Raw genomic sequence first — 16,223 nt, 5'->3', positions numbered from 1 at the left:
ATACTCACTCTTACAAGTTGCTATTTTAGGAGGACTAATCATGACAACTAGCAATACGTACAAATTTTATTTAAACGGAGAATGGAGAGAAAGCTCTTCAGGAGAAACAATCGAAATTCCATCTCCATACTTACACGAAGTAATTGGACAAGTACAAGCAATTACTCGCGGAGAAGTAGATGAAGCAATTGCATCTGCAAAAGAAGCTCAAAAATCATGGGCTGAAGCTTCCCTACAAGATCGCGCAAAATACTTATATAAATGGGCTGATGAGCTCGTAAATATGCAGGATGAAATTGCCGATATCATTATGAAAGAAGTCGGTAAAGGATATAAAGATGCGAAGAAAGAAGTTGTTCGTACAGCTGACTTCATTCGTTACACGATCGAAGAAGCTTTACATATGCACGGAGAAAGCATGATGGGCGATAGCTTCCCGGGCGGTACAAAATCGAAACTTGCGATTATCCAACGCGCACCACTTGGTGTTGTATTAGCAATCGCACCATTTAACTACCCAGTAAACTTATCTGCTGCAAAACTTGCACCAGCATTAATTATGGGTAACGCTGTTATTTTCAAACCAGCAACTCAAGGTGCAATTAGTGGTATTAAAATGGTTGAAGCACTTCATAAAGCTGGCCTTCCAAAAGGACTTGTAAACGTAGCGACAGGACGCGGTTCTGTAATTGGTGACTACTTAGTAGAACACGAAGGCATCAATATGGTATCGTTCACAGGTGGTACAAACACAGGTAAACATTTAGCGAAAAAAGCTTCAATGATTCCACTTGTATTAGAACTTGGTGGTAAAGACCCTGGTATCGTTCGTGAAGATGCTGATTTACAAGATGCTGCAAACCATATCGTAAGCGGTGCATTCTCTTACTCTGGTCAACGTTGTACAGCTATTAAACGTGTACTTGTACACGAAAACGTAGCGGACGAGCTTGTTAGCTTATTAAAAGCGCAAGTAGCTGAACTATCAGTTGGATCTCCAGAACAAGATAGCACAATCGTTCCATTAATTGACGACAAGTCTGCTGACTTCGTTCAAGGTTTAGTTGACGACGCTGTAGAAAAAGGTGCTACAATCGTTATCGGTAACAAACGTGAGCGTAACTTAATTTACCCAACATTAATCGATCACGTAACAGAAGAGATGAAAGTTGCTTGGGAAGAGCCATTCGGCCCAATCCTTCCAATCATTCGTGTTTCTTCAGATGAACAAGCAATTGAAATTGCTAACAAATCAGAGTTCGGTCTGCAAGCAAGTGTCTTCACTAAAGACATTAACAAAGCATTTGCAATTGCTAACAAAATCGAAACTGGTTCTGTACAAATTAACGGACGCACAGAGCGCGGCCCTGATCACTTCCCATTCATCGGTGTAAAAGGTTCAGGTATGGGCGCACAAGGTATTCGTAAGAGCCTTGAGTCTATGACACGTGAAAAAGTAACTGTATTAAACTTAGTTTAATCTTATAAAAAGAAGGTGATCTATTTATAGATCACCTTCTTTTCTATATAAATACTTCCAAAAAACGGAGTATTTCGTTCTACTTCCGATTTGGTTTTCCAAATCGAACTAAAACATGCCATAATAATTTTAATTCCTGAAGCACTTCTTCATAAGTTCCACGATCACTCCAAGATAATGGATTGCGTTTCAAATCTACTACAGCAGAGCCAATTATATTTGCATCGATACAATGATTCCGTGCAATGCGTCTTGCTAAAGATGGCATTTTTGAACCTCTAAAATCCATCGGAACTTCGTCTACCATAAGTACAAAACCGATGTGCCAATACAAATCAATCGCATACTTCAGGCAAATTTCTTCTAAAACTTTCCCTACATCCGTACCCTTAAATGAAGGATCTGCAACAAGCGCCTCCACGTCTTCTTTAAGAGAAATCTCTCCATGAATCTGCGCTTCAATATAATGATTAAGATTACGGGCTGGCTCTTTGCTTACTAAATCTATAAACGGCCTTTTCAGGTTAGCTAGTAAATGATTAATTAATATTGTTGGCGTCAAATTCCCTTCACCAATTGCAAAATCTCTTACGAATGTCTCTTCCAAAAGAGCAGCTAAAATCATATCAAACTCCTCATAAGTCCCCTTTTCTTTCGGATCTTGATGCGAATCTAAATATGTATATGTAGAGCGCGAAGAAACTTTTGGAGATAAGAGAAAATAACATGAACCAAAACGCGGAGCCGGCCCATCTGGATGTAACATTAAATTTAGCGCTCCGTATTTTGGCCGTTGATCATTCGTTACGCCTTCTAATTGATATGCCCCTCCAAATATTCTCTTTTCCCAAAGGTCACGTTCACCACCAGGATAAGCAGATACGCTTCCATTAGATAGCAATGTTTCAAACTGACTTTTATATACTCCTTGCTCAAACAGTGCTTCAGCAACACTTTTCATATTCGAATCTAGTCTGTCTGGATGAAAGTGTAAAGCAATCCTTGCATGAGATTTTAAATTAGCGACAGCTTCTTCAAATATTTCATCTGTAATATTAGACATTTTAAGTATATGATTAATCGTTGCTTTAGCCCCACGTTTTTCGTTCTCTGCATATTTTGAAATATACTCTAAAGCAAATAATTGAGATCTTAATAATTCCATAATCCAATCTCCCCTTTAATTGAACTGCCCTTAAACACTTCAATTAAAAGCTTATTCTTTCCTTCTTATGAAACGAACCTCATTTATTAAAAAAAGTAATTTACTAAATCTTAATTATGTATACACGCATTTTTCATAGGCAAATGTACACATTCTACAGAAATTTGATACCCTAGCCATCGCTCAGCGATATGTTCAAATGATAAAACAGATCCCGTTGTAAAAAAGCGATGCTTCGGATTCAGATTGTCAGACAAAATTCCTTTGTGCTGTAAAATGGTACTTAACTCTATCGCTGTTTCTTCTGCAGAACTAATAATCGTTACATCTTCTCCTAACTCACTTTTAATCACAAACTCTTCTCTATAATCTGATTATTACTATATCCATTGACGTATAAAAATTCATTTGTTACTCTTAAAGACGTTAATTTAATATTTAAATCCTCATTCGTATCTCGGTGAGGTAGAGGTTGCAATCATTAAGAGTATCATTTCAGGAGATGTAGTGGCATTGATGAAGGAATGAGAAAGGAATGTTTGCCGAAGTAAGTCGTGTCCACCATGCACGCTTGCTGGGTCTGCATTTAATAAGTGCAGAACTGTCACAAACGTTTCGTTTGTGGAGAGCTATCGAGAGGTATGTCGTGGGTTTCTTATAAGATAGAAAGCATGTAGCGGCAAATTACGTGCTTTTTTTGTTTTGTTTGGGACTTCTCTTCCTGACTTAGGAAGACATACATATCTCCTCGCTTGACTTGGTTATACTAACTTTGGAGGTATTTTCTATGCAACAAAAAAAATGGGGCTTTTGGGTACTAACAGCTTTCGTTGTCGGTAACATGGTTGGCGCTGGTATTTTCATGGTGCCAAGTACGTTGGCACAAACAGCAAGCCCACTCGGTGTCACTTTAGCTTGGTTAACTACAGGGTTTGGTGTTTTAATGCTAGCTCTTGTTTTCGGTAATTTAGCAATTCGTCGTCCTGATTTAACGACAGGACCACAAAGTCATGCATATGCTTTATTCTCAACACCAAAAAAGAAAAAAATGGCTGGATTCAGTATGGTATGGGGATATTGGGTTGCAAACTGGGCAAGTAACGTTGCCATCATTACATCATTTGCGGGATATTTATCACTCTTCTTCCCAATTATGAAAGATACGCGACTACTATTTTCAATCGGCTCGTTTAACGTAGAAGTCGGAAAACTAATTACATTTACGATTTGTTCCATCTTACTTTGGGGAACTCATATTATATTAACGAACGGTGTAAGCGGAGCTGGAAAACTAAACTTCTTAGCAACAACAACGAAAGTAACTGGATTCCTTTTATTCATCGTCGTTACGTTATTTGCATTCGAAGCTTCTAAGTTTGGACAATGGTACACACCGATGATTGATAAATCAGGTGCATCACACGGTCTTCTTTCACAAGTAAATTTAGCTGCTCTTACAACGCTTTGGGCGTTTATCGGAATTGAGTCAGCCGTTCTTTTATCAAACCGTGCTGTTTCTCCAAAAACGGTAAAACGTGCAACAGTTGCGGGATTACTTATTACAGTTGCAATTTACTTAGGAATCACAATTTTAACAATGGGTGTACTTCACGTTGATAAATTACAAGCTTCTGAACGTCCATTAGCAGATGCACTAAATGCTGCAATGGGTCATGGCGGCGGGAAACTGATGGCATTACTTGCTCTTACTTCCCTGTTCGGTTCTATCTTAGGCTGGATTTTATTAAGCTCAGAAGTACCTTATCAAGCAGCAAAAGAAGGTTTCTTCCCTTCCTTCTTCACGAAAACAAATAAAAAAGGAAGTCCAATTTACTCATTACGATTAACAAACATTATGTCTCAAGTGTTCCTATTCTCAACATTATCAGGAACCATTGCGGAAGCTTATACATTCGTTATTACCGTATCGACACTGGCCTACCTCATTCCATATCTCGTTTCACCAATCTTCCAGTTAAAACTAGTCGCAACTGGTGAAACATATAAAAATGAAATGCGGGCAAGAATTACAGATGGCATAGTCGCAGTTATCGCACTTTGCTACGCACTATGGGTTATTAAAACCGGCGCATCCGATATAAAAACGTTCCTTCTCGGAATTGGTTTATTTGTAATTGGATTTGCTTTCTATCCATTAATGAATCGTGATCAGAAAAAAAATAACGAAAAGAAAAACGGGCAAGTTGCATAACGCAATTTGCTCGTTTTTTCTTTTGCAAAACATATATAATAGAACAAAGAGGTGAAAAACATGTCAATCGAATCGCTATGGAGCAGTCGCTTCCAACAACATATTCAAAATATCATTACATACTTTGCACGTATGATTAACGGTTTACTATATAGCTTTATCTTTATTTCATGCGTTGGTGCATATTATTATGCTCAGTTTCTAAAAGCATCTCCTTCTAAAGGAATATCTTTAATAATTATAACGATTGTACTTACGTTCATTATAACGAGATGCCCTATCCGTACATTTATTCAGAAACCTGACGCTGTCTATTTACTAGCACTAGAAGAGAAATTAACTTCTTATTTCAAAAAATCTCTTCTATATAATTACATCATTCAGCTTTTCCCATTATTATTTACGTTCCTTATTCTCGTACCACTTGCTATGCAATCATTACAATTAACGGTTCCTTTCTTATGTACAATCTTTATCGTTTTAATGGTTACGAAAGCTTGGAACATGTACATACATTGGATGTGGCGCGATAGTCATGAAAAAAATATATGGCTGATCATCCGTATTACTTGTAACGCCCTAATCATTTACATGCTGTTTTATTCCGCAAATGTTCTCATATTGGGCGGACTACTCTTACTACTTGCTTTCCTACTTCTATACACGAAAAAACAGCCTACAAAACGAATACCGTGGGATTACATAATCGAGCAAGAAGAAAAAATGAACGTTCGTTTTTATCAATTTGCTAGCATTTTTACCGATGTTCCGCAACTGAATAAACAAGTAAATAAAAGAAAATGGCTTACAAATTGGATTGAACCTTTATTACATAAAAAACAAGCAACTTTCTTCTATTTACATACACTCGCATTTTTACGTGGAAATGATTATTTCGGTATATATATTCGCTTAGGATTGATCGGTACTTTCGCCTTATATTTCATACCAAATATATACGTAAAAGGCGCTATCGCTTACATCATTCTATATATGATTTCTATGCAGCTCCGTTCACTGTGGAAATATTTTTCGGGAAATATTATTGCAACATTATATCCGATTGGTACTACAGAAAGAATGAAGCAATTTCTTAGCTTAATCTTTATATTGCTAAGTATTCAACTCATTGTATTTTCGAGTGTTATACTCATTGCTACAGGTCAATTTTTACATAGCCTTATCATTATGATTGTCGGGTTACTCTGGATCAAATTTATTATTGTACCAAAAACGAAGCAACGCGTTTCTTCGTTTTAACGAAAAGAAATATCTTAAACGCCAAGGAGAAAATAAATTATCCTTGGCGTTTTTATTTTGCTTCCTCAAACAAGAATCACTGAAACAACCGATATTTTATGATTTTTACATACAAAAACGATAATACATGTTTACGACCTAATAAAAAGGGTATCTATTAATTAACAGAGTAAAGGAGGGGCCTATATTGTGAATAAAAAAACGGAACAATTGAAGCATCACGTTACTGACAATCAATGCAAACATGCTTTAACAACAAATCAAGGGGTAAAAATAGCTGAAGATGAATTTTCTTTAAAGATGGGCTTAAGAGGCCCAACCTTAATGGAGGATTTCCACTTTCGCGAGAAAATGACCCATTTTGATCACGAACGAATTCCCGAAAGGATTGTTCATGCACGCGGGGTTGGCGCTCATGGTTATTTTCATCTTTATGAATCGTTAGAAGCATATACGAAAGCAGATTTTCTTACTAATCCTTCAAAGAAAACACCTGTATTTGTACGGTTCTCAACCGTTCAAGGTTCTAAAGGATCCAACGACACAGTAAGAGATGTACGCGGATTCGCCACAAAATTTTATACAGATGAAGGAAACTATGATTTAGTGGGTAATAATATGCCAGTATTCTTTATCCAAGATGCTATTAAATTTCCTGATTTTGTCCATGCAGTTAAACCAGAACCACATAATGATATTCCTCAAGGAGCTAGCGCTCATGATACCTTTTGGGACTTTGTTACGCATAATCCTGAGTCCACTCATATGGTCATGTGGCAAATGAGCGACCGAGCTATTCCGCGTAGTTTACGAATGATGGAAGGTTTTGGAGTTCACACATTTCGACTCATTAACGCAGAAGGAAAAGCCCATTTCGTAAAGTTTCACTGGAAACCTACCCTCGGAGTTCATTCATTAGTATGGGATGAAGCTCAAAAGATTGCTGGGAAAAATCCTGATTTTCATCGTCAAGATTTATACGAAGCAATTGAAAAAGGGGATTATCCTGAATGGGAGCTTGGATTACAGTTAATTCCAGAAGAAGATGAACATAAATTTGATTTTGATATTTTAGATCCAACGAAATTATGGCCAGAAGAAGAAGTTCCCGTAAAATTAGTTGGTAAAATGACACTGAACAAAAATGTTGATAACTTCTTTGCTGAAACAGAGCAGGTAGCTTTTCACCCTGGTCATGTCGTACCAGGTATTGATTTTTCAAATGACCCTCTTCTGCAAGGAAGATTATTCTCCTATACAGATACACAATTATCTCGTTTAGGGGGCCCTAATTTCCATCAAATCCCTATTAATCAGCCCGTATGTCCTTTTCATAATAATCAACGTGATGGTATGCATCAAATGCAGATTCATCGCGGTCAAACAAGCTATCATCCTAATGGATTAAATAACAATCAACCTGCAACCGTCCAAGCCGAACAAGGAGGATATGAACATTATCAAGAAAAGATTGATGGGCATAAAATTAGAGGTCACAGTAAAAGCTTTCTTAACTTCTATTCTCAGGCTAAACTTTTCTACAATAGTATGAGCCCTATTGAAAAGCAGCACATAAAAGAAGCTTTTTGCTTTGAAGTTGGGAAGTGTAAATCAGACATGGTGAAGGCAAATGTAATTGCTCTTCTAAACCACGTCGATCGTCAATTAGCACAAGAAGTCGCTAACATTATTGGAGCTCCTTTACCTAAGGAAAATCACGAAGTAAATTCAGATGCAAAATCACCTGCACTAAGTATGTCCAATACTATTTTTAAATCTGATTCCAAAAATGTTGCAATTCTATTAAATGGTGACCCAAGCGTCTCACTTCTGTCCGAATGGATTCAAGCTTTTGTACAACACCGAATTAACTATAGCATCATAGATAATAAAATTTATCAGTTCAATGATTCCATTAAAGTAACTGATACTTATACAACAACAGACTCCTCCCTTTTTGATGCAGTATTAGTGTTTAGTAGTGAGTCTGTCATTCAACCCCCTGTTTTAGAATTTGCAGAAACTACTTTTAAACATTTTAAACCGATAGCTCATGTCCTTAGTAATCCTCATGCTTTGGACCATAGTAAGATTAAACTGGATGGAGCAGGAGTTTACAACTTAACAAATACTTCAATTGAATCATTTATAGAAGGCATTGCCCAAGGAAGATTCTGGAGCCGATAATATAATATAATATAATATAAGGAGCGGATTAGAATGAGTAAAAAAATTGCTATTTTAATAACGGATTATTTCGAGGATACAGAATACACAGAGCCAGTAGAAGCTTTTAAACAAAAGGGATATGAATTCACAACTATTGAAATGGTAAAAGGGAAAACGGTACACGGTAAGCAAGGAAAAAGTGAAGTCGTGATTGATAAAAGTATTGATGATGTTTCTCCAGAGAACTTTGATGCCCTCTTCATACCGGGTGGATTTTCTCCAGATATACTTCGTGCCGATGAACGTTTTGTTCGCTTTAGTAAAGCATTTATGGATGCGGAAAAACCTGTTTTCGCTATTTGTCACGGACCTCAGCTACTCATCACTGCACAAACACTTGAAGGACGCGATGTAACTGGATATAAATCTATTGAAGTCGATTTAAAAAATGCCGGCGGGAACTTTCATGACAAAGAGGTTGTCGTATGTCAAAATCAGCTAGTAACAAGTAGACAGCCAGAGGACATCCCAGCGTTTATTGAAGAATCGTTGCGTATATTGGGATAGTTATTATAGGTTAGCCAAAATAGCTGTTTAGCTACTTTGGTTAACCTTTTGATTTGTATAAAAAACAAAAAGAATCTCATTTTCAATAATCTTTTGAGACCCCCTCTTTTCTTGCCCCCAAATTTCTAATCACTTTTCATAGGCATTTCTCATATAGTGAAAATGACTATACGATTCCTATCCATAAGTTAAATAATGATTTTACACATATATAAATAAAAAAAGATGGGAGCCTTATTTATGAATAACAATCCACCTTCAACGCCCCCAAATCCAACGGAAACGAATAATAATGAAGTGAGCTTACAAACGTTACGCATCATTGGGCTTATTGTACTGATTAGTGGCTACATATTAGTAGCGCTTTCTGAAGTAGGCACATTAAAAAATCTTTTACTACAGCCTAGTACTACTCCAAATTTAGCTGAAGTTGATCCGTTCTAAAAATTATATAAAAAGCGAGTCCCAGTATAACTGGTTCGCTTTTATATAGTTTCATCCAATTTGAGAAACATTTCTCTCATCCTCATACTGCTCTTTCCCTATCGCCTTCATAAATAATAAAATACTGCTCATACCAACGATAAAGTACAGAGCACTCATACCCCAAGATGCAATAAATGAACCTAGCATAACACCTAATGCCCCGTTCATTTTTGCCACTTGAAAGACCATTCCGTTAATCGCCATATAAGAACCTCTTGCCTCATTTGGCACCATATCTGCCATAATAGATTGACGCACTGGCACATACATCATCTCGCCTACTGTTTGGAAAAGCCCTGCAATTAATAAAATCCATAAGCTATTGCTCGTTCCGAGTATTGTAAATCCAATCGTGTAAATAAATAAGCCTACATATAAGATTTTCAAATCGTTGAAGCTTTTCAGCATTTTAATAAGAAGTGCTGAACATAACACAACTAAAATTGTATTCTCTGCAGAAATCCAGCTCAGCATGCGAATACCTGTTAAATCAAACGTAAAACCATTCCCGAATAAAAAGTGCACCATTTCAAATTCCTTCTGCAAACGTACCCCTAAATAATTATTAATTTGAAACTCTAACGATAATGTACATATACTCGCTGCACAAAAAATTAAAAATGCTTTATCTTTCATCACGACTTTATAACTATCTGCCATATCTTTTAATACATTTTTCTTCTCCATCGTTTTTCGTGCTACATACACTTCTTCCATATACACAGCCATCACATATAAAGTCATAATGGCAACAAGCGTTAATACGATAAACAATTGTAGTCTATAGTTTTCAAATAGTAATCCTCCAAATATCGCTCCAATCGCAATCGATAAATTAATAGCCCAGTAATTAATGCTGTACATCACTTTTCGATTTTCAGGTGTACTCACATCAATTAACATCGCTTCTGTCGCAGGATTCATAAGTCCCGATCCTAAACTATTCACTAACATAAACACAAATGTTAACCACGGTGAGTCAACGTAATCCGAATTCGCAACTCCCATACAAGCAATGGAAATGACTTGTATACTTTGACCGATAATCATAACCTTTTTACGCCCAAGCCGGTCTCCAACATATCCACCGTATAAACCAATTACTAATGAAGCTATGACATTAATAAGTAGTAATGCACCAGCAATCGCACTACCTAACTTTATGGAAAAATAAATCGCCATAAATGGAAAAATCATCGTAGACACAGTACGTGTTAAAAACGATGTTATAATTCTAATTTTTATATTTCGATGCATACTCCAAAATCCCATTGTTTCCCCTCCTTATGCTTACTTATTTTACTTTGAAAAAAAGGAAGAAAAAGGTTAGAATATTCTAAAGAATTTCCCCTTTTATGATAGAAGGAAGTGTATATATGAAAATTATGGACTATTACATTAGACTAAGACTACATGCACAAGATCAACAACATATGCGAAATAGCTTACAAGAATTAGCGGATGTTTTATATTGCAGTACGAAAAACGTAAAGATTTTATTAAAGAAAATGAGCGAGGAGCAATTAATTAGCTGGACTCCAGGGCGAGGCCGCGGAAATAAAACGGAAATTCTATTTATACATAATTTCGTAGAAGCGATTGAGTCCTATACAGATGAACTGTTAGCACAAGAAAAATTAAAAGATATCTTTCTTCTTTTAAAAGAACCCCTACCCCTTGCACTTCAAAAAAAGATAGAAAATAAACTACATCATCATTTTGGATACGAACCTTCAAATGATATGTACGACGTATTAAAGATTCCTATATCGAGAAAGATATTCCCATTAGATCCGGCTTTTGTGGCTGTAACTACAGAGAGTCATCTTACGAGTCAAATTTTTGATACGTTAGTCGTCTATAACGATGTTACTGAAAAAATGGAGCCTCACATTGCGCATACGTGGGAATTAAGTGAAGATGGACTTACGTGGACCTTTTATTTACGAAAGGATGTATATTTTCATAACGAAACAGTTTTAACTTCTAAAGATGTACAGTTTTCATTTGAAAGACTAAAGCAAGTTCAATCCCCTTTCGAATGGTTAACAGAAGAAATTGTTCAAATTGAAACACCATCACCACTGCAAATTCGATTCCATTTAGCGAAACCAAATTTATTTTTCTTACACTATGTAAGTTCAATGCAGCTCGCAATTTTACCGCGTGATACGAGTATTCAAAATCATCATTATATAGGTACTGGACCTTTCAAACTTGCTCATTACTCTGAAGATAATATCGTACTCGAAGCGTTCACCCATTATTTTAAAGAGCGCGCGTTATTAGACCGTATTGAATTTTGGGGTATTCCTGACCATGTGCAAATAGATGCTGATTATGAACTACCAAACGAAGAGGAAAATGAAAGGCATGATATACAAATAGAAGAAATAGGTTGTATTTATGCTAGCTTCAACTTTACAAAACCTGGTCCTCATCACGACATTTACTTTCGAAAAGCTTGGAGAGAACTATATGATGTTGAAATGATACTTCGTAACATAGAGGGGAGACGAACAATTGCTGCATCAAGCTTTTTCCCTGATAGAAGCCGCCTTGCAACAAGAAGATCCTACTCTTTAGAAAAGGCAAAAGAGTATTTGAAAAAGAGTACATATAATGGAGAAACGATACATATTTACTTCTTCGCATTTAAAGATAGTGCAAATGATGCATATTTCTTAAAAGAACGATGTGAAAGTTTAGGTATACAAGTAGAGCTTCACCCATTTCCCGTTTCAGATTATATGAATCGCTCTATTGATAAACATGCTGATATTATTTTCATGGGAGAAGTATTTGCTGCCAATCATGAAATTGCATTCTTAAATGTATTTAAAAATAAAAGTTGCTTCGTAAATCGGTTCATGGACCCGCACTACGAAAAACAAATTAACTGTTTACTAGATACATTTTTACTAGAAGAAAATAAAGAAAAGCGTTATGAACTCATGTATGAGATTGAAGAGTTTTTACAAGCAGAACACATCATTTTATTTAACTATCACGTTCTAAAAAGAAAAACATACCCTTCTTCTTTAAAAAACGTAACAATTGATTCATTTGGTTGGGCAAATTTTGCGAAGTTATGGATACAGCCATCCATGTCTTAAAATGTGATTCATTATAAAAGGAGAAGGTACTACATCCTTAGTAGTACCTTCTTCACATACTATTATTTAATTACTCCATCTAAGTGATCTTTCAAGTTCAATAAATACTTCTCTATATTCGGATTCTTCACCACATCATAACAAGCAAAACTCTTTAACGGACTCATACCGAGAAACTTCTGCACGCGATGTAAATGACTAAGCGCTGATTCTAAACTTTCTCCTTCAAAGAACTTTGTCTTATCTCCAAATGCTTTTTCAGGTGCATTCCAAGTTGTAGAGAACATATACTCTTTCTCTTTTAATAAACCACCTGTTCCATATTCATCTGCACCTTTAAAGAACAAACCGTATTCATATACTTCATCCATATACGTTTTAAATAAGCCTGGAACACTAAACCAGTAAATTGGTGTTTGATAAATCACAACATCAGCCCATAAAAACTTATCTTGTTCTTCTTTAATATTGTAACCATCTTGAATCGTTGTTGTTTTCACATGATGATTCTCGCCTAATACAGTAACCATATAATCTACTAACGTTTTATTTAATCGTCCTTCCTTTGTACCGTATTTTTCATGTCCATTTATAATAAATATATTTTTCATCGTTTTTCTCTCCCCTATATGATCTACTCTTCAGCTATTAAACCGAGTTGCTGCTGTAGTGTAAGATTATCTTCTAAATGCCAATCGTCTGTTATCTTTCCGTCTTTCACATGTAAAATATCAATTGCAAAAAAATTAATTTTCTTACCATTATGCGTTCCTGTAAAAGAAAGACGGGCCGTTACTTTATCACCAACAACTAATAAGTCTTCAATCTCGCAATGTATATCAGGCACAACTTTACGAAAATTTTGCGCTGCAAACTTTAATCCTTCAATGCCTTGTGGTCGCCCTTTCGGCAATGTATTATCGAAGAAATCTTTAGTAACAGTCTGCGGAATAAGTTCCTCCTTACCTGTATCCCAAAATGCATAAAAACGCTGCGCCGCATGAACCATTTCTGTCGCTTCTTTTTTACTTAGTGAGGGATCAATTGTCATTGCTTTTGGCTTTGGCATTTCTTTTAATAACTGAACTTCAGTTTTTTGTTCCACACCACATGCTACAAGCACAATACAAATAACAAACAAACTAAGAAATCCAAGTAACTTTTTTAACCCCATGGAAATTACCACCTCCTTATATAAATCCTTTTTGTTTCGTATTGCTATTGTATATGCACTAACTTCCTTTATGGAAGTAGTGATATTTTTTTCATATAGTTACCAAAAGTATAGTTTTGTGATACTATAAAGCAAATTCATCTAAAAAAATTTTATGGAGGCTAGTTCCATGAGCAATATAGATCCAGTTGAATTAACGAAAGGTTTACCTGGCATACCTTGTCCCATCGCTAAAACGCTTGATGTAATTAGTACAAAATGGACGTTTTTAATCATTCGTGATCTTCTTATCGAAGGAACATTACGCTTTAGTGATTTACAAAAATCAATGGATGGTATTAGTCCAAAAACATTATCGCTTCGACTAAAAGAATTAGAGTCTCAAGGCATTATAACGAGAAAAGTATATCCAGAAGTTCCGCCTCGTGTAGAGTACACATTAACGGATAAAGGAAAGCAATTAGAGGGGATTTTTATTGAATTAAAACGGTTTGGATTAAGTCTATAAAATGAAACTTTAATTGGGATTTTACAGGATAAAACAAAAACCCCTTACCGTCGTAAGGGGTTTTATTACTTCGCAAAACTCTCAGCCAACTGTTTCTCTCTCCACATAAATGTAATGCCGAGACCAACTATTAAAACAACTCCTGAAAATGCATATGGATAATGAATATTCATATCAAATAATATTCCGCCCATCGCTGGCCCTGCGATATTTCCTAAACTCGTATAAGTCGAGTTCATACCAGCAACGAATCCCTGCTCTTTTCCAGCTGCTTTTGATAAAAACGTCGTTAAAGCTGGACGAAGTAAATCAAATGCTAAGAAAATGAAGCAAGTAACGAGAAGTACAATCCAATAATTAAAGACTACAGTTGAGACGAATGCTAATACTGCACCTACAATTAAACATATTTGGATTAATACTTTCTCACCGAACATGTCTACCAATTTGCCAAACATAAATACTTGTACAACTACCCCAAAGATTGAACTAATTGTAATAATTGCTGCAATATCTTTCGGCGAGAAACCAAATTTATGATCAGAGAATAAGCTAAACACCGTTTCATACGCTGATAATCCAAATGCGAGTACAAATACGATAATAAATGCAATTGCATACATTGGATGTAATGATTTCTTTAAATCCCCAATAAAACTTGATTCTTTCGTATTAGAAGAAATCTCTGCAAGCTCTTCTTTTGTTAACGGTTCTTTTAAAATAAAGATTGAAATCACACATGCTATAAAGGCAATTGCTGCTGCAACGAAAAACGGCACACGTATACCGTATTCTGCAATAAATCCGCCGATTCCAGGACCTATAATGAATCCAGTACTAATAGCCGCAGATAAGTATCCCATCGCCTTTGGACGTTCCTGAATAGATGTAATATCCGCAACATATGCCGTAACACCAGGCATAATAAAAGCAGCACTAATTCCGCCTAACACCCTTGCTACATAAAGCATCCATACATCTTTTCCTAATCCAAAAAGAAGTTCTGAAACACCAAAAATAAATAATCCAATGATGATCATTTTCTTCCTACCGTAAAGGTCAACCCATCGGCCTGTAATAGGTGAAGTAATGAGCTGAGCCATTGCAAACACTGCAACGAGATATCCCATCGTCTTCCCTGTTAAATGCATGTCATTCATAAAGGACGGCATAACCGGAATGATTAATCCAATCCCTAAAAAAGCGATAAATATATTACTCAAAAGAATGACCAATACCATCTTTTGTTCTTTTATCGGTTTCTTCACTTTTAACACCTCTTCCCGTAAGCTCCTCCCCAAAAATAATGCCCAAGAAGCTTTTTCTTTATCCTGCTATTTGTGGGCTAGTAATGAGTGAAGATGCCTCCACTCATTAGAATTTCACTCTATCCTTCCACACATACATAAATATCAGATGAATGACTATCATTCAGTTTTCCTCAAAAATGAACCTACCTTTTCAGACAGGTTCATCTCACTATTTCTTTATATGTAGTGCATGTGTTAAAAAATCTAGTACTTCTGCCTTTTGCAAATCCACTTGCTCATCATCTTTATGATCATATAAATACACTTGTTCCGCTGCTGATTCAACTAGAGCGATAAATAACTTCGCTGTTCGCTCTGCGTGAACCGAATCACGAATTTCACCGGCTTCTTTTGCCTCATTTAAAAATTCACTTAGCCACATATAAAGAGGCTCATACACAGCTTCCCATTCTTTTATATGTTCTGTAGATGCAAGACCAGCATACATTAAAGCTTGTATTTCACGATATTCAGCTATAAAGTGAAACACCGCATCTATTACTTGCGTCACTTTACTTGAGAAAGGCGCATCGTTTTGCACTTTTTCTTTCACTGCAAGTATCATCTTTTCAACCATCACTTCTGCTATTGCAGGCATAACAGATAACTTAGAAGGAAAATATAAATAGAAAGTTCCTTGCGCAATGCCAGCTAATTTCACGATATCAGAAATCTTCGTTTTTTCGACGCCCTTTTCCTGAAACACTTCAATAGCTGCATAGACAATTTTCTCTTTTTTATTCATCATCTAAACCCTTTCACACGCATATTGAATG

At 36.0% G+C, this 16,223-nt stretch carries 14 protein-coding genes, 1 pseudogene and 1 riboswitch; of the genes and pseudogenes, 8 read left to right on the top strand and 7 right to left on the bottom strand.

The genetic code is table 11. The features are described from left to right. Window positions 1-40 precede the first annotated feature (40 nt). Entirely contained in the window at window positions 41-1,480 is a 1,440-nt protein-coding gene (gene gapN, locus MHB52_RS04505) for an NADP-dependent glyceraldehyde-3-phosphate dehydrogenase (RefSeq protein WP_000213634.1), read from the top strand. 79 nt (window positions 1,481-1,559) lie between these two features. Here gapN and MHB52_RS04500 read toward each other — a convergent pair whose 3' ends face one another. Both MHB52_RS04500 and MHB52_RS04495 read right to left on the bottom strand, forming a co-directional pair. Further along, window positions 1,560-2,645 carry a DUF3626 domain-containing protein gene (locus MHB52_RS04500; protein ID WP_016117244.1) on the bottom strand — a complete coding sequence of 362 codons (1,086 nt, stop codon included), beginning with the start codon at window positions 2,643-2,645 and terminating at the stop codon, window positions 1,560-1,562. Between the two features lie 110 nt (window positions 2,646-2,755). Further along, window positions 2,756-3,004 (bottom strand): annotated as a pseudogene (locus MHB52_RS04495) (glutamate racemase); the annotation flags it as partial. Window positions 3,005-3,103: 99 nt separating this feature from the next. Continuing rightward, window positions 3,104-3,285: riboswitch (Lysine riboswitch) on the top strand. A 147-nt stretch (window positions 3,286-3,432) separates the two neighbouring features. Here MHB52_RS04495 and MHB52_RS04490 point away from each other — a divergent pair. The 5 genes from MHB52_RS04490 to MHB52_RS04470 all read left to right on the top strand — a co-directional run bounded on the left by MHB52_RS04490 (window position 3,433) and on the right by MHB52_RS04470 (window position 9,297). Further along, complete coding sequence (locus tag MHB52_RS04490) at window positions 3,433-4,857, top strand: amino acid permease (RefSeq protein WP_001186301.1); 1,425 nt, start codon at window positions 3,433-3,435, stop codon at window positions 4,855-4,857. Between the two features lie 60 nt (window positions 4,858-4,917). Beyond that, window positions 4,918-6,117: an ABC transporter permease gene (locus tag MHB52_RS04485; protein ID WP_061664776.1), complete on the top strand. Its 1,200-nt coding sequence runs from the start codon at window positions 4,918-4,920 to the stop codon at window positions 6,115-6,117. Between the two features lie 189 nt (window positions 6,118-6,306). After that, a complete protein-coding gene (locus MHB52_RS04480) occupies window positions 6,307-8,304 on the top strand; it encodes a catalase (protein WP_061664777.1) in 1,998 nt (665 codons plus the stop codon). 33 nt (window positions 8,305-8,337) lie between these two features. Further along, window positions 8,338-8,853 carry a type 1 glutamine amidotransferase domain-containing protein gene (locus tag MHB52_RS04475; protein ID WP_061664778.1) on the top strand — a complete coding sequence of 172 codons (516 nt, stop codon included), beginning with the start codon at window positions 8,338-8,340 and terminating at the stop codon, window positions 8,851-8,853. Window positions 8,854-9,093: 240 nt separating this feature from the next. Continuing rightward, window positions 9,094-9,297, top strand: coding sequence for a hypothetical protein (locus MHB52_RS04470; protein ID WP_001063862.1), 204 nt, complete (start codon window positions 9,094-9,096; stop codon window positions 9,295-9,297). Between the two features lie 51 nt (window positions 9,298-9,348). On the opposite strand, the gene MHB52_RS04465 is transcribed toward MHB52_RS04470, so the two are convergent. Next, on the bottom strand, window positions 9,349-10,611 hold the full coding sequence (locus MHB52_RS04465; protein WP_061664779.1) for an MDR family MFS transporter: 1,263 nt from the start codon (window positions 10,609-10,611) through the stop codon (window positions 9,349-9,351). A gap of 83 nt (window positions 10,612-10,694) precedes the next feature. On the opposite strand from MHB52_RS04465, the gene MHB52_RS04460 reads away from it, so the two are divergent. Then, the gene (locus tag MHB52_RS04460; RefSeq protein WP_000569523.1) at window positions 10,695-12,455 is read left to right on the top strand and encodes an SgrR family transcriptional regulator; all 1,761 of its coding nucleotides are present in this window, start codon (window positions 10,695-10,697) and stop codon (window positions 12,453-12,455) included. A 62-nt stretch (window positions 12,456-12,517) separates the two neighbouring features. Here the strand turns inward: MHB52_RS04460 and MHB52_RS04455 are convergent, their stop codons facing one another. Then, entirely contained in the window at window positions 12,518-13,066 is a 549-nt protein-coding gene (locus tag MHB52_RS04455) for an NAD(P)H-dependent oxidoreductase (RefSeq protein WP_000789182.1), read from the bottom strand. 23 nt (window positions 13,067-13,089) lie between these two features. Further along, a complete protein-coding gene (locus MHB52_RS04450) occupies window positions 13,090-13,629 on the bottom strand; it encodes an ester cyclase (RefSeq protein WP_000523324.1) in 540 nt (179 codons plus the stop codon). 169 nt (window positions 13,630-13,798) lie between these two features. On the opposite strand from MHB52_RS04450, the gene MHB52_RS04445 reads away from it, so the two are divergent. Further along, a complete protein-coding gene (locus MHB52_RS04445; RefSeq protein WP_000065115.1) occupies window positions 13,799-14,137 on the top strand; it encodes a winged helix-turn-helix transcriptional regulator in 339 nt (112 codons plus the stop codon). A gap of 65 nt (window positions 14,138-14,202) precedes the next feature. Here the strand turns inward: MHB52_RS04445 and MHB52_RS04440 are convergent, their stop codons facing one another. Both MHB52_RS04440 and MHB52_RS04435 read right to left on the bottom strand, forming a co-directional pair. After that, window positions 14,203-15,405, bottom strand: coding sequence for an MFS transporter (locus MHB52_RS04440; RefSeq protein WP_000742953.1), 1,203 nt, complete (start codon window positions 15,403-15,405; stop codon window positions 14,203-14,205). A 211-nt stretch (window positions 15,406-15,616) separates the two neighbouring features. Further along, window positions 15,617-16,195, bottom strand: coding sequence for a TetR family transcriptional regulator (locus MHB52_RS04435; protein ID WP_001999151.1), 579 nt, complete (start codon window positions 16,193-16,195; stop codon window positions 15,617-15,619). Window positions 16,196-16,223: the final 28 nt, after the last annotated feature.

This window comes from Bacillus sp. FSL K6-0073 (genome assembly GCF_038006085.1).
In the GTDB taxonomy this organism is placed as follows: domain Bacteria; phylum Bacillota; class Bacilli; order Bacillales; family Bacillaceae_G; genus Bacillus_A; species Bacillus_A cereus.
This window is presented reverse-complemented; position numbering and strand designations above follow the sequence as displayed.